The sequence below is a fragment of the Mesorhizobium sp. M0195 genome (assembly GCF_040322115.1).
Classification (GTDB): Bacteria; Pseudomonadota; Alphaproteobacteria; order Rhizobiales; family Rhizobiaceae; genus Mesorhizobium.
Genome location: NZ_JAMYSV010000011.1, coordinates 109,093 through 130,011 on the forward strand (window position 1 = coordinate 109,093; position 20,919 = coordinate 130,011).

Sequence of the window (20,919 nt, forward strand, 5' to 3'; positions counted from 1 at the left end):
GCGTCGGCCCTGGACTTCCCCTTACGCGATCCGCAGCCGCGCCCGCAGCTGGGCGACGAATTGCGTCGCTGCTACAGGATGGAACAACGAGGTCAGCCCGAAGAAGACCGCAGCGCCGGCGGTGCCGCCGGCGACAAGCGAGAAGATCGCCGGCACGTCGCCGGCCACCATGCTGGCAAGCTTGGCGGCCACCCCCGTGCTGAGCGAGATGATTACCGAAACACCGATGTCGCGCCACGGCACCGGCACCGGCGTGAGCCGCTCGCTGATGACAATGCAGGTTATGGAGCCCACTACCGAGCCGCCCGCAAGCGCCAAAGCCGCACCGATCTCGGCCATCGGGGGGATCAACAGCAGGGACAATGCGATTGTTGCCACCGAGCCGAAGAGGTTGGCGATGATCAGCAGCCACGGCCGCTTGTGCGCGTGCACCACCACGCCATAGACGAAGCTGGTGAGGTTGGCGCACAGCACGCTGAAGGCAATGATTGGAAACAGCAGGCCGAAGCGGCCGTGATATTGCGAGGGCAGCATGAGCTCAGTGATATCGCCGCTGAGCGCGACCAGCATCGCTGCAATAGGCAGGCAAAGCCGCATCATCAAGGCCATCAACTGCGACAGCAACCGACCCGATGCCGCGGGCCCGTCCTCGTCGAAGCGGCTGACCACCTCGGGAAAGGCGCCCATGTTGATGGCGTTGGCGACCATATCGATCGGTTGGCGGGCTAACGCATAGGCTGCGGCGAAGATCGCCACGGCGCTGGCATCGTAATAGAACTTGAGGAACAGACGCTCCGCGCTGTTGAGCCCAAACCCAACCAGCGCCATGATGATCAGCGGCACACCGAGCGCAAAGAAGTCTCTGTGGGTGAAACGCGGCGGACCGGTAACAACGCGTCGGGATGCCATGATCCCCGCCACGATGCCGGCAATCAAGGCGCCGAGGCTCGAACCGAGCGACACCGTCAGAAAGCTGTCCTGAAAGACAAGGATAGCGCCGATCGGTAACGCGAGTTGCAGCAACGCACGCAGGGCTTCTAGCATTGAATAGACCGAATGGCGCTGCTGCATCTGCAGCACCGTCAAGGCGAAGCGGCTGATGGATCCGGCGACCAGATAGCCGCAGACCGCGATCGCGAACTCGACCCAGCGTTCAGGCACGATCACCGCCGACGCGCCTATCGATATGACCAGCGCCAGGGCCGTGGTCGCAAGCAACACCTGCCCCGCCAGCATCAGGCTGCCGCCGCTGACCTCGCCCTTGCCGCCAAGCCTGAGCAAGGCGATGCGCAGCCAGTTGGTGACGGCAATGTCGGTCATTTCACCGACGGTCACCACCAGGGTGAGCAGGCCATACTCGGTCTGGTCGATCAAACGCGTCACGACGACCAGCAGGAGCAGCGCCGAAATTCGCGTCAGCAGGATCGCCGGAGCATAAATGAGCGTGGAACGGAGCAGCAAGGGCGTGTCCCTGGAAAACTCACCTTCGACTAGCCGCCGACTGGCGGAAAATCCAGCGCGATGACGGCGAAGGGTGAACAGATTCAGTTTGAACTAAAAGATTTGCCGTAAACCTTATTGGGAACGTTTGCTTTGCAGTTACCCGGTCTGTGTTATTTAGGGTACCATCATGTTGCAGCGCCTCATATCCGATCGAAAAATACATGTCCTGGTCGCGACGCCGTCGGGCGTTTCGGGGCAGGGCGGCATCGACCGCATCATGGGGGCGCTGAAGCAGGAGTTCGAACGGCAAGAAATCGCCGACATCGATGTGTGCTTCCTTGCCAGCCGTGGCCCGGGGCATGTCGGACTTTCGATCTTCTATATGCTCGGCTTTTGCCTACGGATGCTTAAAGCGCGTGTGGCTGGACGTGCCGATGTCATTCACATCAACATCTCAGTTTCCGGCAGCACCTACCGCAAGATGGTGATCGCCGCCTGCGCACGGCTGCTGTCGATACCCTATGTCCTGCATTTGCACGGGGCGCAGTATCAGACATTCTGGAAAGCCGACCGCGGTGTCATAAGCCGCCGTATCAAAGCTCTGTTCGAGCACGCCGATCGGGTGATCGTTTTGGGCAGGCTTTGGCGCGATTTCGTCGCCAGCCGGGCGCCGGGCGCAGCCGGCAATATCGTGATCGTGCCCAATGCGACCGAAGTCCCCTCGCTGGCGCATGTCGGCGGCGGCGACCATGTGCATATCCTGTTCCTGGGCCGCATCGGCGACCGCAAGGGCGTACCGCAATTGCTGGAGGCACTGCACCGCATGAGCCCTGTCAAGAATTGGCGCGCCACGATTGCCGGCGATGGCGAAGTCGAGGCGGCACGGACAAAGTCAGCCGCGCTGGGGATTGCAGACCGGATCGCCTTTCCGGGTTGGGTGGGACCGGACGATGTCGCATCGCTGATTTCTTCGGCCGATATTCTGGTTCTTCCCTCCTTCGCCGAAAATCTGCCGATGTCGGTGATTGAAGGCATGGCAGCCGGTTTGGCGGTGGTGGCGACCCCGGTTGGCGCGGTCGAAGACATAATCACCGACGGGCAATCCGGGCTGCTGGTGCCGCCAGGCGATGTTACAGCGTTGACCGACGCGTTGAGCTGCCTCGTGGAGGACCCGGCACTGAGGGCAAGGCTTGGTGCCGGTGCCATGGCCGTGCATCGGGAACGGCTTGAGCTCGCCCCGTTTGTCGGCGCAATCTGCGATGTCTGGCGGTCGGCCGCGTCAAGCCGTCAACCGGTCAAGCGCTGAGGCCGACGATCGCGGCGGCCCTTCGAGCCTGAATTCGCGGTGGAATATCTCCAAATTCAACAGCGCCCATATCAGCTTTTCGTGGTCGGCGGCACGCGTGGTGTGTTCCGAGACGATTTGATCAAGCTGTTTCGGACTCAGATAGCTGCGAATGACGGAGTGAGGCGAGCAAAGATGGTCATGCACGTAGTTCCTCATCGATCCGCGAAACCATTCGGCGACCGGTACCTTGAACCCGACCTTGCGGCGGCTGAGAATTTCCTCCGGAAGGATGTTAGCCATGCTGTCGCGCAGGATCTGCTTGCTGTGCAACCAACCCAGCCTGTAGCGATCGGGCAACTTGCTGACGAACGAAACCAGGTCGCGATCGAGGAACGGCATTCTTCCTTCGATTGAACCGGCCATCATCATGTGGTCGCCTCGTTCCAGGAGATTGTCAGGCAGCCATGACGTCTGATCGAAAAACAGCACGCGGCGAAGATGGGAGGCCGCAGCGCTTGACGAGAACGGAAAGTCGTTGTGCTCATGACGGCGACTTGCGGACGCACCGATCAGGCAAGCGCGCTGCTGCGCGGAAACGGCTCCAAACCAGGAGACCATCCGGGCGGCAAAGTCCCTTTCGCCCGCGGTGCGGGCAAACGTATCGACCTTGGCCGACGCGCCCGGCATCGCGCGTACCACAGGGGAAAGGACGTTATCGTGCAGCGAGGCTGGGACAAGCGACTGGTAGATCCCGGCCAGTGATTCCGCGCGATGCTTGGGATAGCCGCCGAGAATCTCGTCGGCTCCTTCGCCGGTGAGCACCATCTTGACGTCTTGCGAGGCTCGCTCCGACATCAGGTAAATTGGAATATCGCTGCTTTGCGAAACAGGTGCCCCGCGTTGGCGAACCATCGCCGGCAGGTGATCCATCAGATCGCCTGGCTGGATTACAAGTTCGCAATGATCGGTCTTGAAATGATCGGCAACGCGCCGGGCGAATGCAAATTCGCTATAGGCTGCGTCGTCGAACCCGACAGAAAATGTGCGAATGGGCGTGGCGCTGTGCCTGGCCATCAGCGCGACGATAGCCGAGGAGTCGAGCCCTCCGGAGAGAAAGGCCCCAAAAGGTGCATCGCTGCGCATCCTGATCTCGACGGAATGGTCGAGCAGTTCCAGAAATCGCCGCTTGGCGGTTTTTCCGTCGATCCGCTCGGTCAGGGCCGCCTGGTCCGGAGGCGTATAGTAGCGCGTTTCCTTGACTACCCCTTGCGACCAGACAGCATAGCTTCCGGGATTGAGCTTGCGGATCTGTTTGAAAAGCGTGCGCGGTCCGGGCACATAACGCCAGTTCAGATACTCGTGCACGGCATCCAGATCGAGTTCCTGAGCATCTTGCTGCGATGACAGCAATGCGTTGATCTCCGAGGCAAACAGCAGCAATTTTTCGCTTTGCATGAGGTAAAGCGGCTTTTCCCCGAAGGGATCCCGGGCGAGGATCAATTCCTGCCTCTGAGCATCCCAGAGTGCAAAGGCGAACATGCCGCTCAGCCGGTCGAACATTGACAAGCGCCACTGATCGTAGGCTCGGAGCAGCACCTCGGTATCGGAGCGCGTTCGAAATTGATGGCCAAGGCCGATCAGTTCCTGGCGCAACTCGATGTAGTTATATATCTCTCCGTTGAAAATTATTTTGAGACGGCCGTCCTCAATCTGCATCGGCTGATTTGACTCAGGCGCCAAGTCAATGATCGCCAGGCGGCGATGGACCAATGCCAATTGTTGCTCGCCGGTATTCAGGTCCAATATCTCGGTGCCTTCGGCATCGGGACCGCGATGCCGCAATGCGTTTGACATTCTGGCGGCCCGCTCTTGTGGATTTTTAGCCCTTCGACCGATCCATCCGGCAATTCCACACATTGTTCCCCCTAGGCGCGCGCATTCCTCACTTCAGTACAACAAATGTGTTAAACACTTCGTGCCGACACAACCCGACCGGGAGAAAGCTGCCACGGGCCATCCTCGATGGAGCCTGGCGGTCAGGGGTTGCCACCGGTTGTTCGCTGGTGAGGGCGAGTGACGGCACCTATGGCAGGCCCAATGCCTGCAGCATCTCCGGGTCGGGTACCGGGGGGCCATCGGGCAGCATGAGGCTCATCCCATAGGGATTGGAGAACTCCCAGACAGACCATGGGATCGCAAAGCGTTCGGCCTCTCCGCGCACTGCCTTAAGATAGCGCGAACGGTCGGCCTCAAAGGCGCCCATGCGGCCGTCCGCGGACATGAGGATAGCGCCGAATTCGCCCATGAAGAGCCGCCGACTGGGGATGCCATGGCCTTCAGCCCAGTCGACAGCCTGGCGAAAGCTCGCCTCCAGTTGGCTCTGGCCCCAGTTCTGCTCGAAATACCTCGCGATTGCTTGGCGCGCGGTGGCCATGTTCATGACCTGCTCGACCCTGCTCAAGCCGGCAGCCTCCATCCGCGCTCTAAGGGTTTGGGTCACCACTTCGGGTGTACTGCTGTCGGCCGGCCAGGGAAGTCCCGAAGCAAAGCTGATTGTGTCATCGGGCCGCTGGTGGGTGAAGCTGTGCGGCTCATACATATGGAAGCTGTAATAGAGGTTTGGGTCATCAAAGCCGGGGCTGAGGTTGACCAATCCGGCAATGCTGCCGCCGCAGGCGCCGGTTGCAACGATGGTAAGTTCACTGCTGACCGCTCGAATGTCGTGGACGGTCCCTGCCATGATCCGCTGCCAGTCATCGCTGCCGCTCGCATCGCAAGGGTAGTATGCGGGCTCGTTGTAAGGTTCGAGGGCGACTTTGTCGGTGCCTATCTTGACCAGCATGGCGGCGACCGCCACAACCATTTGACGATAGCGGGCAACGCCCTCGCTGTCGGCGCCGCCATAGATCATCTCCATGCTGTAGTCGGGAACCTGAGTGACGCCATGCAGGTCGAAAACCACCTTGAGGCCGGTCGACGTGATCCGCTCGACGGCGGCGGCAAGTATGTCCAGCGCCTGTTGCCGCTTGGCGCCCTCGCTGGCAAGCAGCGGGCCGGGATCGACGCTCAGCCGGACGAAGTCGAAGCCCATCGATCGGATGTGGGCGAACACCTCCCCGGACGGCCAGTCGGTGAGCGGCCTGCTTTCCGCAAGCCACTCCTTTTCGCGGCGATAGGGCGGCCAAACGTAGGTTCCGTCTTTTTCCACCGGCGACCAGTTGAGCCACTGATGCACGCCAACGCCGCGCTTGAGAGCGATGGGCGCTGCGTCGGCAGCCACAAGCAAGGCGAGCACCCAGGCAACAACACACGCCGCTTTTCGCATCGCTCTCTCCGTATGGTCGCCGGAGATATTAACCGCAACGAACGGGAAAGAAGATTGCCGGCGCGCAGCTTTTCGACGGCATGGTATACAACGACCGAAACGTTGACGGGGCGTGCATGAGAATCGGCTGGTACATCAACCGATTGCGCAGCATGGGACCGGCCGAGGTGCTGCACCGGCTGGGCGAGCAACGTCGAAGGATCGCGTCGCGCCGCCGCGATGATGGGTGGGAGCGCTATCCATCGCCGCGGTTGCACCCAGTGCTGCCCGGATTTCGCCATGCTGCGCTGGCAGCGACCGACGCCCAACGGCAAGCCATAGCGGCGGCCGCGCAAGAGATGCTTCAGGGCCGGTTTTCTGCACTCGGGCGGACATGGCCAAAGCGTGAGCCCGAACTGTTGTTTCCTGCCGAGCTTTGGCGTCTTGATCCAGTGACCGGCAGGCTTTGGCCTGGCCCCGAGGCTCATACTTTCGACATCGATTTTCGCCACGGCGGCGACCTTGGCGATATAAAATATGTCTGGGAGATCAACCGGCTGCAGCAATTGCCGCCACTGGCTGCACACCTGCTCCTCGGCGAGGACGATCGATCCCGGAGTGCCATCGAGGCGGCAATCGGTAGTTGGCACTCCGCCAATCCACCGTTCCGAGGCATCGGCTGGGCGTCCGGCATCGAAGTAGCGCTGCGGGCCATCAGTCTGATCGTCACCCTGGACCTCGTCGGCGACCAGCTTGACCCAGCGACGCTGCGGAAAGCTGGTGAGATACTAGCGGCAAGCGCCTATTGGCTGCCGCGGTTTCCGTCGCGATATTCCTCCGCCAACAACCATCTGGTCGCAGAGTTGGCCGGCGAATATCTGGTCGGCCTGGCGCTCGGGGCCGGATCCGAAATCGCCCGCGGCGCCCTCCTGAATGAGACGCACAAGCAGATACTTGCCGATGGCGCAGGTGCCGAGCAAACACCGACCTATGCAGCCTTCAGCGCCGAACTCATCTTGCTCTGCGCCGCCGCGGCACGCCAGGCGGGAACGCCGTTTCCCTCGGCTGTCGAAGCGCGTCTGGGCGCCTTCGCTAATTTCGTCGGCTGGCTGCCACAGAAAGCCGCCCGCTTCGGCGACGACGATGAGGGCCACGTGCTGAAGCTGGGGGATGAGCCGAACTATATCCGATCCGTCGCGTCCGCCATCCAAGGCTTACTGGGGACGCCGGGCAACGCGCCGGAGCCCGACGACTTTCGTTCGCTTTTCTTTGGTGCGCCGTCGGGTCCGGCGCCCGCGGTGCAGGGCTTGCAGACATTCCCGCAAGGCGGGCTCTCAGTCTGGCGCGGAGCAATGAATGGCCGCAATGTCGAACTGACGTTCGACCATGGACCGCTCGGATATCTCTCGATAGCGGCGCACGGCCATGCCGACGCGCTGTCGCTCACCCTGTGCATCGACGGTGAGCCGGTGCTGGTCGATCCAGGCACCTGGCTCTACGGCTCGGGAGGCGCATGGCGCGACTGGTTCCGCTCCACACCGGCGCACAACACGCTGAACATCGAGGGCAAGAGCCAAAGTACCATCGCTGGAAATTTCAACTGGTCGCACAAGGCAGTCGCAGCGCTGGTGGAGAGCGAGCCGGGACCGCACTGGAGGCTGAGCGCCCGGCATGATGGCTATAGAAGCCGCTTCGGCGTCGTGCATCAGCGCACTTTGGCGCGCCAGGCCGATGGCATCCTCATCACCGACCAACTGCTCGGCGGCGGGCGTCAGTCCGAGATCGTCTTCCAACTGGCCGCCGGCCTCCATGCCGACCGGCACGAAGATACGGTCACGGTATTGCGCGGCGACGAGGCGCTGTTGGCCATCCGCTTTCCTGACGCTGCGCTCGACGTCGGCGCTGGCGGTGACATGCCTGGGCAGGGCGGTTGGGTTTCACTGCGCTTTGGCACCAGGCAGCAAGCCGAACGCCTCGCCTGGCACGGTGAAGTGGGTGAAGCCGGAATCCATATCCATCTTGCCCCAATTCACCCGCCACAACGGCAAAAAAAAGCGCCAACGTAGAGTTGCGGGGCGAGTTCCAGCCGTATTCGACATTAATTACGTTTGGACATTTAGCGGTTTCGTTACCGTTGATCTGCTAGTCTCGCACCATCCAGCCTGCTTTGCCCGCTGCGTCCGCAACAGCCACTGGTTGCAGGCGGCGTAGCGGGTTTGCCGGGAATTTTGTGCTTTGCTATTCGCCAGATCGCCTTCGTACGACCCCAGACTGCCTTCTTACGACCAGGAGCCGCTGCAACGATGTTTTCCGAATTTGCCAGAGCGATTGTGGAAAAGCTTTCGAACGTCAATCTGACCACGCTCGGCCTGCTTCTCCTCACCGCACTGGGCAGCGCGGTGATCGCCTACTGGCGAACTGCCGAACATAAGTCCCTCAGGGATTTTTTCGACTTCGCCTTCCCCCAGGAAGTCATCCTGCACCCGTCGGCGCGAGCTGACGCCCTGTTCTGGATCACGAAACGGGCGATGATGCCTTTCCTGCTTATTCCCGCCGGCGTCACCTTCGTCGTCGCGGTGGGCTATGGCACACGCGAGGCAATTGGCTGGCTCCTTAACATCCACGCGCCGCTTCTCGGCGGCCCGGCGGGACCAGTGACGATCGTCATCTTCACCGCAACCATGCTGGTCGCCTATGATATCTCATACTACCTCTACCACGTCGCCCAGCACCGTTTCCCGTTCCTGTGGGAATTGCACAAGGTACATCATTCGGCCGAAGTGATGGTGGGGATCACCAAGGACCGGGTTCATCCGCTGGACGATCTGATGAACCGCATGTGGGATGGCGTCATTCCGGGCATCTGCTTCGGTATCTGGAGCCTGATCGCACTCGATCCGGTAGAGGTCGCTATCTTCGGCATCAACGTCTACGTCATCCGTAACATCCTGATGATGGACTTTGTTCGTCATACGCATCTCAAGATCTCGTTCGGCCCGTTGAACAACATCATCCTGTGTCCGCACTGGCACCAGGTGCATCACAGCATCGACCCTCGTCATTATGACAAGAATTTCGGCCTGCTTTTTTCGTTCTGGGATCGTCTGTTCGGAACGCAATTTGTCCCGGAACCGGATGAAGACCTGAAATTTGGCCTGATCGATCGCGATGTGCGCGATTATCAGTCGCTCTTTGGGCTCTACATCCTGCCGCTCAAGAAGATGGCAAGGCATGTCATGCGACTGTTTCACAGGCGGCCCAATGTAGTCGCGCAGCCACAGGACAGTTCTCCTTCATGAACACTGTTGTTTCCATCGACGTCCTAGGCGCGGAGCGCCTGGAAATCGTCCGTTCGGCGGATCGTCTGGCTGCGGTCGAAGCCGCTTGGATGGACCTTTGGCATCGTACCGACGGGCTGATCTTTCAAAGCCATGCCTGGATTTCGGCATGGTGGAGTACCGTACAACGCCGTGACCAGCGCGCGTTGCGGATCGGCCTGGTCTGGAAGGGCGAGAAACTCGTTGCTGTCGTTCCGCTGGCGATCGGCAGGCGCAGGGGGCTGCGGTTTCTCGAATGGGCGGCCGGCAGCTATACCGACTATGGGGATATTCTCGTTGCTCCGGAATGCTCGTTATCGGCGCTGCAGGAGCTATGGACGCAACTCTGCGATGCAGGTGGCTTCGATCTTGCCTTGATCAGTCGTCTCTCGCCGGATGCGGCGGCCCGCAAAATTTTCACGCCGGGAGCTTTCGGCGGCATCAGGCTTCGTCACTTTCACCGAACGGAAGTCAGCTATCGCGTTGCCGGACAATGGGAAAGCGGAGCGGCATGGTTCGCGGACCAGTCGAAAAAGACGCGCCAGAACTATCGGCGCGGCATCAAAGCGCTGGAAGAAACCGGAGAGGTGAGATTTCGCCTGCTTGCCCCCGACGAGCCGCTGCAACCGGTACTGGAGCGCCTCGCGGCCTTGAAGCGGAAATGGCTGACCGAGCGCATGCGTGAGTCAGACCTGTTCGAAGAGGGCGTGCCGGTACTCGCCGCGCTCGTCGATGCGTTGGCGCGCGCCGGCGTGCTGCATATCTTCGTCCTCGAATGCAATGGCGTGATGGTCGCGGTGTCGATCAACTTCGTCCAGCACGACGTGATGATGGCCTTCGTGACGACATTCGATCCGGATTTCGGCCGGGCGTCGCCGGGTGTGATCCTATTGATGGATTACGTGCAGTGGTCGATCGATCACGGCTTGAGCATGGTCGATTTCCTCTGTGGCGCAGAGTCGTTCAAACACAAATTCTCAACGCAGGCGGTTACACTGGAATCCGTCATCGGGACGCGCACGGCACAGGGTGCGCTTGCATCTCTTGCCGATCGTGTCCTCCAGACCGTCAGGCAAATGCGCGAGCGTTCATCGGCACTACCAAAGGGACGCGATACCCCCACTCAAGCCGAAGCAGCCTTGGACTAAAGCGCGTCGCGTTCGATCGGCCTCATGCGACGCGCGTTAGATTCTCGTTGTATGCATGTCGTTATCGCAAAACCGCTGCACAGTTTTGCGCGACATGCTTTAGAACGGTCCATCGTTTCACGGAAACGCCGAACAGCTCCATCTTTTTTGACGCAATTGCGGACGAAAACCGTTCACACTTTTTCTGGAATTGCTCTAGCGGCCCGCTGGCAAAAAAAGCTCAAATGAAGCGCGGTATCGGTCCGTTTTGCGGCGTGGCGCGGTCGCCGAGGTCGAGGAAGATTTCGTCGATGTAGCACCATCCCCAGCCTTCCGGCGGATCGTAGCCTTCGATGACAGGATGGCCGGTTGCCCGAAAATGCTTGGTGGCATGACGGTTGGGCGAGTCGTCGCAGCAGCCAACGTGACCGCATGTGCGGCAGAGCCGCAGATGCACCCACTGCGAACCGCTCTTCAGGCATTCCTCGCAGCCGAGCGCGCTCGGCGTCACGTCGCGAATGTCCCCGGCGTGCCTGCATTCGTCTGCCATCATACGCTCCTGACCAGTTGTGGCGCCACGGCTAGGCTGCCGTTTCGCGCGAGATATGCATGCAGCGCCGCTACCACCTGGGCGCCTTCGCCGACGGCAGCGGCGACGCGCTTGATCGAGCCGGAGCGCACGTCGCCGATGGCGAACACGCCGCCGCGGTTCGTCTCCAGTGCACCACGTTCCTGGCCAATGTCAGGCCCGGTGCGAACGAAGCCCTTCGTGTCCAACGCCACGCCGCATTGCGCCAGCCAGTCGGTGTTCGGATCGGCGCCGATGAACAGGAAGAGGTGGCGGATCGGACGTGTTGTCTCGGTGTCGCGGTTGCGCCAGCGCACTTTGCCAAGATTGCCGTCGGCGCCTTCCAGCGCCGTGATCTGCGTCTCAGCCAGCACTTCGATGTTCGGCTGTGCGCTGACGCGCTCCACCAGATAGCGCGACATGCTCGCATCCAGGCTGCTGCCGCGCGCCAGCAGCCATACCTTCTTCACATGCGCCGCCAAATAGACAGCAGCCTGTCCAGCCGAATTGCCGGCGCCGACCAGGGCTACCTCTTGCCCGGCGCAAAGCCGCGCTTCGATCGGCGAAGCCCAGTAATGCACAGAGGTTCCCTCGAATTGCGCCAGGTTTGCCATGTCGAGGCGGCGATAGCGCGCTCCGCTGGCGATCACCACTGACCGTGCCCGCACGGTCTCCCCGCCGCCGACGGCGAGCGTGTAGTGGGCACCGGACGTGTCGCTTGAGCTGCCCAGCAGCTTCGCCTCGTCCGGTATCACCATCTCGACGCCGAATTTCTGCGCCTGGTTGTAAGCGCGCGCCATCAGCGCCATTCCCGAAATGCCGGTCGGAAAACCGAGGTAGTTCTCGATGCGCGAGGAGGCACCCGCCTGTCCGCCGAAGGCACGGCAATCGAGCACGATCGTCGACAACCCTTCGGAAGCCGCGTAGACGGCCGCAGCGAGGCCGGCCGGTCCGGCGCCGACAATGGCCACGTCGTACAGCTTGCCGGCGTCGATCGGCCTCACCAGGCCGATGCAGCGGGCAAGCTCGTTCTCTCCGGGGTTGAGCAGCAGCTTGCCGTTTGGACAAAGCACGATCGGCAAATGGTGGATATCGACATGGAAGCGTTCGATCAGGGTCCTGGCGCAGGGATCGGCAGCCGAATCGAGAACGCGATGCGGCTGACCGCTGCGAGCCAGAAAACCTTGCAGCCGCAATACGTCGCCGCTGTCGACCGGTCCGACAATGATCGGGCCGGCTGTGCCGCTCTCGAGCAGGCCGATACGGCGCAGGATCAGCGCCCGCATGATGCGCTCGCCGAGGTTTGCTTCCTGCACCATCAGGTCCCTCAGCCTTTGTGAGGGAATGACGAGCGCCTCGACCGGCTCGATCGCCTCCACATCCACCAGTGAGGGCCGGGCTGAAAGCTGCGCCAACTCGCCAACGAAATTGCCTGCACCGTGCGTGACGATTGTTTCGCGCCGGCCGAAGCTGCCCCCCTGGATGATATCCACCTTGCCGGACAGGACCACGATCAGACCGGGCGCCAGCTCGCCGGCTTTAACGATCTGTTCGCCTGCGGCATAGGACACGGCTTCGCCGAAACGGCCGATGCGGTCCAGGTCCGCCTCAGCCAGCGCTGGAAACATCTGATCGCGACGGGCAATGGAGATCGGATTGGCGGGTTGAGACATGGTTCGAACCTATCGCCGGTTTCCGACAGTTTGAAGCGGTTTTTTGCGGCTTGCGGCCGGTAGGAACCTAGCCCGCCTGTCGGTAAACGCTGTGCCCTTCGCTTCGCAGTTCACTGACGGCGGCCGTGCGACGGTGTCGTCGCGACGTGCCTCACAATCCGTTGCATCTCCTTGATTTGTTTGATTTGCGCATCCCGGCAAACCCGGCGCATGCTGCTTCAGCCGGCATCTACCTAAGCCGGCCAGGCCCGGCGGGCCGTCCTGTGTCAAACTCTCGGCCGCCGGGCTTCTGGACAGCAGAAAACGGCCTGTGTCCGAGCGCTCCGCAAACTGGCCTGCGGCCTGTTGTTCGGCGAGTGCTCAGGCAGCTACCTGAAGCACAATCTTGCCGCGCGTGTGCTGCTTCTCGAGCTGTTCCTCTGCCCTGGCGACTTCCTCAAGAGGATAGATTGCCTGCACGAATGGCCTGACCTTCCCGGCGTCGATGAGGCGGCTGATCTCGGCAAGCTGCGCCGCGTTAGGCTTGGTAAAATAGGAAACGCCGCGAGCCCGATGCAGGCGGGCCTTCTCCGCCGACGGTTCGGAAAGCGTTGAGACGAGCGTCCCGTCGGGCTTGAGCACGTCCCACGAGCGGTCCTGTGTTTCACCCGCTACCAAGTCGAAGACGAGGTCGACGTCCTCGACAACCTCCTCGAAGCGCTGGTTCTTGTAGTCGACCGCCTGGTCGGCGCCAAGCGCGCGGACGAAATCGAAATCCTGCGCGGACACGGTCGTCGCGACAAACGCGCCCGCGGCCTTTGCGAACTGCACCGCCAGGTGACCGACGCCGCCGGCGCCGCCATGGATAAGGACCCGCTGCCCGGATTTGAGGCCGCCGTGATCGAAAAGGCCTTGCCACGCGGTAAGGCCCGCAAGTGGCACCGCGGCGGCTTCGGCGTGGCTTAAGCGTTGCGGCTTCGCCGCCGCCTCCGTTGCCTTGACGACGACATATTCGGCGTTGCCGCCGCGGTCGTTGCCCAGCATGGCATATAGCGGATCGCCCTTCTTCAGCGTATGGGCCCGCGTGCCGCACAGTTCCACCACGCCGGACACGTCGCGGCCGAGCGTGACGGGCAGATCCGCGCCCGAAGAGCCCTTGCGAACCTTGTAGTCGACGGGATTGACGCTTGCCGCGTAGACCTTGAGCGTGACCTCGTCGTCATGGGGCTGAGCCAACGGAACCGCGTCCAGCGAAAGAACCTCCGGTCCACCAAAATCGTGGATACGGACGGCCTTCATAGTAATCATGGCTTGCTCCTCGTCGGGTTGAGTCCAATTCGCCTCTGAACTGTTTCGCCGGCAGGCCGGCGTCTATCAAGCCGGCGGTTCGGTCGTGGCAAAGGCCGGCCGGTGGCGCGCCGTCAGTGTATCGTTTGCGAATGCTCGCCGCCGGGTTGCGAGATGCCGCTCAGCGCTTCACCTGCTGTCGCGGTCTCGCTGTTGGTGGCGAGGTCGCCCAGCGAAACGATGCCGACCAGGCGCTTGTCACGGTTTAGCACTGGCAAGCGGCGCACTTTCAGGTCAGCCATGTTGCGCAGAACATCCTCCGCGTCTTCGTCTTCGAAGCAATACCTGACCTCGGTGCTCATCACTTCCCGTACCTTGGCGTCAGGTGTCTTGCCTTGGGCGACGCCGCGGATTGCGATGTCGCGATCGGTTACCATGCCGACAAGCCGATCGTTCTCGCCCACCGGCATCGCGCCGGCGTCGAGGCGACCCATCATTTCTGCCGCATCGCGCAGGGTTTGCTGCGGACTGGCGATCTCGACGTCCTTTGTCATGCAGTTGCCAACTTTCATTTTAACCTCCGTTGGTTGCAGGGCCCGCCGCCGAATTGCGTGATGGAAGGGTGAATGAGCGCCAGCGCAAAACGTTCCATGGCAAGACCCGTTTCGAGCGCTCCGCCAAATCACCCTTGCCATCCTCCACTCCGACCGCCTTCAGGCGGTCGGCCCGGGAAAGGTCGGCTCCGAAGGAATTTCGGAAGGCGTGCCAGGAGGAACTCCAAGTGGCTCCTGGTCCGGCGTCGGAATTGGATCCGGCGAGGGCGGGGGTACGCCTGGAGGTTCTCCCGGCGGAGTCTCCGGCGGGGCAGGCGGCCGGGCCGGCTCCGGATTGGGATTGTCCGGCAGTGGATTCGGGTTATTCGGATCGGGGTTGTTCATCGATCACTCCCCTGACATCTGTGGCCTGATCTCCGCCAGAGCGGAGTGCGGCCGCGGCGAGCGGGCTCTCTTGTCCTAAACCGAGGGGAAGCAAAAGCGTTCCCTCACCTGGTGCCAAGCGGGGCCAATCTATCGGGCGGTTCCCAGGCTGGCATACATTCCGTTGGTGCGGAATTGCGTCGGGTTGATGCCGTAGAGGCGGCGGAAGACCTTGGAAAAATAATTGGCATCCTCGAAGCCGCACATGATGGCGACCTCCTTGACCGGCAGGAAATCGGCCTTGGTCAGCAACTTCGCCGCGCGCTGCAGTCGCTGCTGCAGCACGAATTCGGCGGGCGGAAGTCCCTCGCTCTCGGCGAAGCAGCGCGAGAAATGCGCGCGGCTCAGGCCGCTGATCTCGGCGAGATCGGCAACGCGGAGCGGCCTGTCGAGATTGGCCCTGACGTGGTCGATGACCGGCTGCATGGCGCTCTTGTCGTCGGTGACGGCATGCGAGCCGAAGACATCGTCGTAGAGCGCCATGGCGGCTTCATAGGCGACGGCCGAGGCGGCTCCCGGCGAGACCGCGCCCGTGATCAGGCGTACGCTGCAATCCGCGAGATGATCGATCGTCGAGGGCTGCAGCCGCAGCACCGGACCGACGGCGGCAAGGATCGACTTGTGGATGCGCAGTGCCTCCTCGCCGTTCATCGATATCCAGAAGAACTCCCAGCGTTCGCCCTTGGCCAGCCAGTAACGGTGGTTGTGCGGCACGAGAACCAGCAACGTATCGCCCTTTTGCAGACGGTAGTTCCGGTTCTCGTAGCGCAATCGGCCGGTGCCGCTGATCGTATGCTGGAGCACGGTAAACGGCGTCTGGCCGCGCTTGCGCCCATCCCAGTCGTAGACCTCGTTCTCGCGCACTTCATAGCCGGTGCTTGTCGGCATGGTGTGTAGGCGCTGGCGCCCGCGCGGCAGCGATACCGTCCTGCCCGCCGGCCCGATGTCGATCAAGTTCCGCAGCACAAAATTACCCCTAAAAGCATAATCCTTCTCTGGTCGCGTGCCGAATTAGGCGCATAATCCCTCGAGAAAAGCAAAAGAAACCGCGGTCAACGAGCGGATGGGAGGAAGTGCCGGATTCCAGCCTGCATAATGTGGCAGGCGGGCCAGGCCTCTTTTCGCCGCCTTTGCCCTAGCGTTCGATCAGGTCGAGGTGAGGCTGATGAGTTTCAAGATCGTGATTATCGGTGCGGGAAGCGTCGGGTTCACCAAGAAGCTCTTCACCGACATTTTGTGCGTTCCTGAATTCAGGGATGTCGAATTCGCACTGACCGATCTCAGCGAACGCAACCTCCAGATGATCAAGTCGATCCTCGACAGGGTCGTCGAATTCAACAGGCTGCCGACCAAGGTTACGGCAACGACCGACCGCCGTGCCGCCCTCGAGGGTGCCCGCTACATTATCAGCTGCGTTCGCGTCGGCGGTCTCGAAGCCTATGCGGACGACATCCGCATTCCCTTGAAGTATGGCATCGACCAGTGCGTCGGCGACACGATCTGCGCCGGCGGCATCCTCTATGGCCAGCGCAACATTCCGGTAATCCTCGATTTCTGCAAGGATATCCTCGAAGTCGCCGAGCCTGGGGCGAAATTCCTAAACTACGCCAATCCGATGGCCATGAACACCTGGGCGGCGATCGAATATGGCAAGGTCGATACCGTCGGCCTTTGCCACGGCGTCCAGCATGGCGCGGACCAGATCGCCGAAGTGCTCGGCGCCAAGTCGCGCACCGAGCTCGACTACATCTGCTCCGGCATCAATCATCAGACCTGGTTCATCGACCTGCGTCTCAACGGCCGCAAGATCGGTAAGGACGAACTGGTTGCCGCCTTCGAGGCGCATCCGGTCTATTCGCAGCAGGAAAAGCTGCGCATCGATGTCCTGAAGCGCTTCGGCGTCTATTCGACCGAAAGCAACGGCCATCTTTCCGAATACCTGCCCTGGTATCGCAAGCGGCCGGACGAAATCACCCGCTGGATAGACATGTCCGACTGGATCCACGGCGAGACCGGCGGCTACCTTCGTTATTCGACCGAAACACGCAACTGGTTCGAAACGGAGTTCCCGCAATTTCTGGAATCCGCCGCCAGGCCGATAGACCCCGCCAAGCGCTCCAACGAGCATGCCAGCCACATTCTCGAGGCGCTGGAGACGAACCGCGTTTATCGCGGCCATTTCAACGTCAAGAACAACGGCATCGTCACCAACCTGCCGCAGGACGCCATCATCGAGTCGCCCGGCTTCGTCGATCGCTTCGGCATCAACATGGCTGCAGGCATCACGCTGCCGGAGGCCTGCGCCGCCACTTGCACTTCCTCGATCAACGTCCAGCGCATGTCGGTTCATGCGGCGATCTCAGGCGATATCGACCTGCTGAAGCTCGCCGTCCTGCACGATCCGCTGGTCGGCGCGGTTTCGACGCCGGAAGAGGTTTGGCAGATGGTGGACGAAATGGTCGTCGCCCAGGCCCGCTGGCTGCCTCAATATGCCGATGCGGTGCCGGCCGCGAAGGAGCGGCTTTCCAAATCCAGGATCAAGACCCGTGAATGGGCCGGAGCGGCACGGCGCGACGTCCGTTCGATCGAGGAACTACGTGCGGAAAAAACGGCTCTCAAGCAGGCCGTCTGAATTTCGCCAGGACGGATCGCGGCAAGCTTTCGGGAGGAATTTTCGGCACCGCACCCGGAAGTACATTCGTTCGAGGAGAAATGGAGCGGCGTCAACGCGCTCCTGAACAACAGGGAGGAGAGACGATGAGGAATTTCCGAAACATTGGCATTCTCGCCGGGCTGGCGCTTAGCGTCTTGGCCTCGGCCCTGAACGCGTATGCATCCGAGCCGACCGTGCCGCCGGTGCCCGCGCAATTTCCGGCCGAGGGAAAGATCAAGTACGTCGCGCGCGACTCCATCCTGGAGTTCAAGGCACTTCCGGAATACCACGAACCCGATTGGGTCACCGACAAATACGTCAAGGCAGGCAAGCTGCCGCCGGTCAAGGACCGGTTACCGAAGGAGCCGCTGGTCTTCAAGACCGGCAATATGCCGGACGGCGTCGGTGTCTACGGTGATACGATGCGTCATGTCATCGGCGGCCGGCCGGAGGGCTGGAACTATGGTGCCGGCCAGACGCAGGGCTGGGGCGGCATCGACATCGGCCTTTCCGAATGCCTGACGCGCACCGCGCCGCTGTTCCAGGTCGAGGCCAAGGACACGGAGCCGCTGCCGAACCTCGCCAGGAGCTGGGACTGGTCCAAGGACGGCCACACGCTGACGATGCATCTGGTCGAGGGCGCGAAATGGTCGGACGGCGTTCCGTTCAACGCCGACGATGTGATGTTCTACTGGGACGACGAGGTGATCGACCCTAATGTGTCGCCGCTGAACGGTGCCACGCAGGAGACCTTCGGCGTCGGCACGACGCTGAAGAAAATCGACGACTACACCGTCGAGTGGACGTTCAAGGACGCCTTTCCGAAACAATACCTTTACGCCATGGCTTACGGCACCTTCTGTCCGGGCCCGTCGCATATCCTCAAGCCGCAGCATCCGAAATATTCGAAGAACACCTACGAGCAGTTCAAGAACGCCTTCCCGCCGGAGTATATGAACATGCCGGTGATGGGTGCCTGGGTGCCGGTGGCATACCGCCCCGATGACATCATCGTCATGCGTCGCAATCCGTACTATTGGAAGGTCGACGAGAAGGGCAACCAGCTGCCGTATCTCAACGAGTTGCACTACAAATTGTCGACCTGGGCCGACCGCGACGTTCAGGCGGTATCGGGGGCGGGAGACTTCTCCAATCTGGAGCAGCCGGAGAACTTCGTCGCCTCGCTGAAGCGCGCGGCACAAAAGGACGCGCCGGCACGGCTTGCGTTCGGTCCGCGGCTGATCGGCTATAATCTGCGCATGAATTTCTCAGCCAATGGCTGGGGTAACCCCGACGAGCGCGGACAGGCGATACGCGAGCTGAACCGCAACGAGGATTTCCGCAAGGGCGTCACCATGGCGCTCGACCGCAAGGCGCTCGGCGACTCGCTGGTCAAGGGTCCGTTCACTGCCATCTATCCCGGCGGCTTCTCCTCGGGCACGAGCTTCTACGACCGGAAGTCGACGGTCTACTACCCCTTCGATCTCGAAGGCGCCAAGGCGGAACTCGCCAAGGCAGGCCTAAAGGACACGGACGGCGACGGCTTCGTCAATTTTCCTGCCGGCACCGCCGGCGGCAAGAATGTCGAGATCGTGATGCTCGTCAACAACGATTACACCACCGACAAGAGCCTCGCGGAGGGCGTCGTCGGTCAGATGGAGAAGTTAGGTATTCGCGTTGTCCTGAACGGGTTGAACGGTACCCAGCGCGATCAGGCCAATTACTCCGGTCGCTTCGACTGGCTGATAAGGCGCAACGAAACGGAACTCACCTCGGTCGTGCAGAACACCGAGCAACTGGCGCCGGTCGGCCCACGCACCAGCTGGAACCACCGCGCTCCGGAAAACGGCCAGGTAGATCTGATGCCCTTCGAGAAGGACCTTGTCGATATCGTCAACAAGTTTGTCTCGGCGCAGGACAATGACCAGAGGGCCAGCCTGATGAAGCAGTTCCAGAAGATCTCGACGGAACACGTCTATACCGTCGGGCTCACCGAATATCCCGGCGCGCTGATCATCAACAAACGTTTCTCCAATATCCCGCAGGGAACGCCAATCTTCATGTTCAACTGGGCCGAGGACTCGATCGTCCGCGAGCGGGTCTGGGTGGCCGCCGACAAGCAGCAGAAATATGAGCTGTTTCCCGAACAGCTTCCCGGAAAGCCCGGGGACAAGGGTCCGACGAACTGAGTTTCCTCCCCTGACTTGAAAATTCCCGGCCGCGCTGCTGGCGCGGCCGGGACAAAGCCAGCGGTGAGGGATAACTGAGAATCTGAGCGAGGAGCAAAACGGTCGATGCTGCGATTTCTGCTTATGCGCATAGCATCCGCAATACCGGTTCTCGCCATTTTGAGCGTGGTTACCTTCGCGATCATCCAGGCACCGCCGGGTAACTATGCCGACTATATCCGCTTGCAGCTCATCAACCAGGGTGGAGCCTCCTTTGCCGAGGCCGATGCTCAGGCGAAGGCTTACAGCGTGGAGCACGGCCTCGATAAGCCGGTTCCGCTCCAATACCTGAACTGGATCGGCGGCATCATCACCCGCGGCGATTTCGGCCACAGCCTGTATTACAACAAGCCCGTCGCCGACGTGGTTGGCGAGCGGCTGCCGCGCACGCTGCTGCTTGCGCTTGTCTGCCACCTCTTGGCTTCGGTGCTGGGCATCGGCTTTGGTATCTGGGCGGCGACCAGGCAGTACAGCTGGATCGACAGTACGCTGTCAGCGATTTCCTTCCTCGGAATGACGGTACCGCGCTTCCTGATGGCGCTGATCATCGTCTATCTGCTGGTCTTCCAGTTTAACGTCTCCGAGATCGGCAGCTTCCTTTCGCCGCAATTTGGCGGGGCGCCGTGGTCCTGGGCGAAGTTCGTCGATCTCGTCCGGCATGTCTGGCCGGTTGTCGCCATCGCGACCTTCGGCGGGCTCGCCTACAACATGCGGGTGATGCGCGGCAATCTGCTCGACACGCTGAATGCGCAATATGTCGAGACCGCTCGCGCCAAGGGCCTCAGCGGCGGTGCGGTCGTCATGCGCCATGCGGTGCCCAATGCGCTGCATCCGCTGGTCATGTATCAGGGCGTGGTGCTGCCCTATATGCTGACCGGCGAGATCGAGACGGCGATCATCTTTGCCCTGCCGACCGTTGGCCCGGCGATCGTCGGCTCGATGGCGGTTGGCGACGTCTATGTCACGGCGACCTTCATGATGGTGCTGTCGGCGACGCTGATCGTTGGCAACATCATCGCCGACATGCTGCTCGTTATGCTCGACCCGCGTGTGCGCCAATATGCAGGGTCCTGAG

The 20,919-nt window shown here is 61.5% G+C and carries 15 protein-coding genes; 7 read left to right on the top strand and 8 right to left on the bottom strand.

The genetic code is table 11. The features are described from left to right. Positions 1 to 21: 21 nt before the first annotated feature. Positions 22 to 1,461 carry a lipopolysaccharide biosynthesis protein gene (locus NKJ12_RS20955; protein ID WP_352704779.1) on the bottom strand — a complete coding sequence of 480 codons (1,440 nt, stop codon included), beginning with the start codon at positions 1,459 to 1,461 and terminating at the stop codon, positions 22 to 24. A 169-nt stretch (positions 1,462 to 1,630) separates the two neighbouring features. On the opposite strand from NKJ12_RS20955, the gene NKJ12_RS20960 reads away from it, so the two are divergent. Further along, positions 1,631 to 2,749, top strand: a complete 1,119-nt coding sequence (locus NKJ12_RS20960) for a glycosyltransferase family 4 protein (RefSeq protein ID WP_254819504.1) — start codon at positions 1,631 to 1,633, stop codon at positions 2,747 to 2,749. Here NKJ12_RS20960 and asnB read toward each other — a convergent pair. Together asnB and NKJ12_RS20970 are read right to left on the bottom strand one after the other, a co-directional pair. Next, positions 2,723 to 4,648: an asparagine synthase (glutamine-hydrolyzing) gene (gene asnB / locus NKJ12_RS20965; protein WP_352704781.1), complete on the bottom strand. Its 1,926-nt coding sequence runs from the start codon at positions 4,646 to 4,648 to the stop codon at positions 2,723 to 2,725. The genes NKJ12_RS20960 and asnB overlap by 27 nt on opposite strands. A gap of 166 nt (positions 4,649 to 4,814) precedes the next feature. Further along, entirely contained in the window at positions 4,815 to 6,056 is a 1,242-nt protein-coding gene (locus tag NKJ12_RS20970; RefSeq protein ID WP_352704783.1) for a glycoside hydrolase family 5 protein, read from the bottom strand. Between the two features lie 116 nt (positions 6,057 to 6,172). Here NKJ12_RS20970 and NKJ12_RS20975 point away from each other — a divergent pair, with 116 nt between their 5' ends. From NKJ12_RS20975 to NKJ12_RS20985, 3 genes are all read left to right on the top strand, one after another. Next, the gene (locus NKJ12_RS20975) at positions 6,173 to 8,101 is read left to right on the top strand and encodes a heparinase II/III family protein (RefSeq protein WP_352704785.1); all 1,929 of its coding nucleotides are present in this window, start codon (positions 6,173 to 6,175) and stop codon (positions 8,099 to 8,101) included. Between the two features lie 237 nt (positions 8,102 to 8,338). Further along, positions 8,339 to 9,334, top strand: a complete 996-nt coding sequence (locus tag NKJ12_RS20980; RefSeq protein ID WP_352507198.1) for a sterol desaturase family protein — start codon at positions 8,339 to 8,341, stop codon at positions 9,332 to 9,334. Further along, the gene (locus NKJ12_RS20985; protein ID WP_352704787.1) at positions 9,331 to 10,500 is read left to right on the top strand and encodes a GNAT family N-acetyltransferase; all 1,170 of its coding nucleotides are present in this window, start codon (positions 9,331 to 9,333) and stop codon (positions 10,498 to 10,500) included. Before NKJ12_RS20980 ends, NKJ12_RS20985 begins: the two co-directional genes overlap by 4 nt. A 220-nt stretch (positions 10,501 to 10,720) precedes the next feature. Here NKJ12_RS20985 and NKJ12_RS20990 read toward each other — a convergent pair whose 3' ends face one another. From NKJ12_RS20990 to NKJ12_RS21010, 5 genes are all read right to left on the bottom strand, one after another. Further along, positions 10,721 to 11,032 carry a UBP-type zinc finger domain-containing protein gene (locus NKJ12_RS20990; protein ID WP_352589492.1) on the bottom strand — a complete coding sequence of 104 codons (312 nt, stop codon included), beginning with the start codon at positions 11,030 to 11,032 and terminating at the stop codon, positions 10,721 to 10,723. Further along, complete coding sequence (locus NKJ12_RS20995; RefSeq protein WP_352704789.1) at positions 11,029 to 12,720, bottom strand: FAD-dependent oxidoreductase; 1,692 nt, start codon at positions 12,718 to 12,720, stop codon at positions 11,029 to 11,031. Before NKJ12_RS20995 ends, NKJ12_RS20990 begins: the two co-directional genes overlap by 4 nt. Positions 12,721 to 13,080: 360 nt before the next feature. Beyond that, a complete protein-coding gene (locus tag NKJ12_RS21000) occupies positions 13,081 to 14,007 on the bottom strand; it encodes an NADP-dependent oxidoreductase (RefSeq protein WP_352704791.1) in 927 nt (308 codons plus the stop codon). 113 nt (positions 14,008 to 14,120) lie between these two features. Then, a complete protein-coding gene (locus tag NKJ12_RS21005; protein ID WP_352472517.1) occupies positions 14,121 to 14,558 on the bottom strand; it encodes a CBS domain-containing protein in 438 nt (145 codons plus the stop codon). 495 nt (positions 14,559 to 15,053) lie between these two features. Beyond that, complete coding sequence (locus NKJ12_RS21010) at positions 15,054 to 15,851, bottom strand: AraC family transcriptional regulator (protein ID WP_352704853.1); 798 nt, start codon at positions 15,849 to 15,851, stop codon at positions 15,054 to 15,056. 277 nt (positions 15,852 to 16,128) lie between these two features. Here NKJ12_RS21010 and NKJ12_RS21015 point away from each other — a divergent pair, with 277 nt between their 5' ends. From NKJ12_RS21015 to NKJ12_RS21025, 3 genes are all read left to right on the top strand, one after another. Further along, complete coding sequence (locus NKJ12_RS21015) at positions 16,129 to 17,595, top strand: alpha-glucosidase/alpha-galactosidase (protein ID WP_352704793.1); 1,467 nt, start codon at positions 16,129 to 16,131, stop codon at positions 17,593 to 17,595. 125 nt (positions 17,596 to 17,720) lie between these two features. Then, positions 17,721 to 19,805, top strand: a complete 2,085-nt coding sequence (locus tag NKJ12_RS21020; RefSeq protein ID WP_352704795.1) for an ABC transporter substrate-binding protein — start codon at positions 17,721 to 17,723, stop codon at positions 19,803 to 19,805. Positions 19,806 to 19,910: 105 nt separating this feature from the next. Further along, complete coding sequence (locus NKJ12_RS21025; protein ID WP_352704797.1) at positions 19,911 to 20,918, top strand: ABC transporter permease; 1,008 nt, start codon at positions 19,911 to 19,913, stop codon at positions 20,916 to 20,918. Position 20,919: the final 1 nt, after the last annotated feature.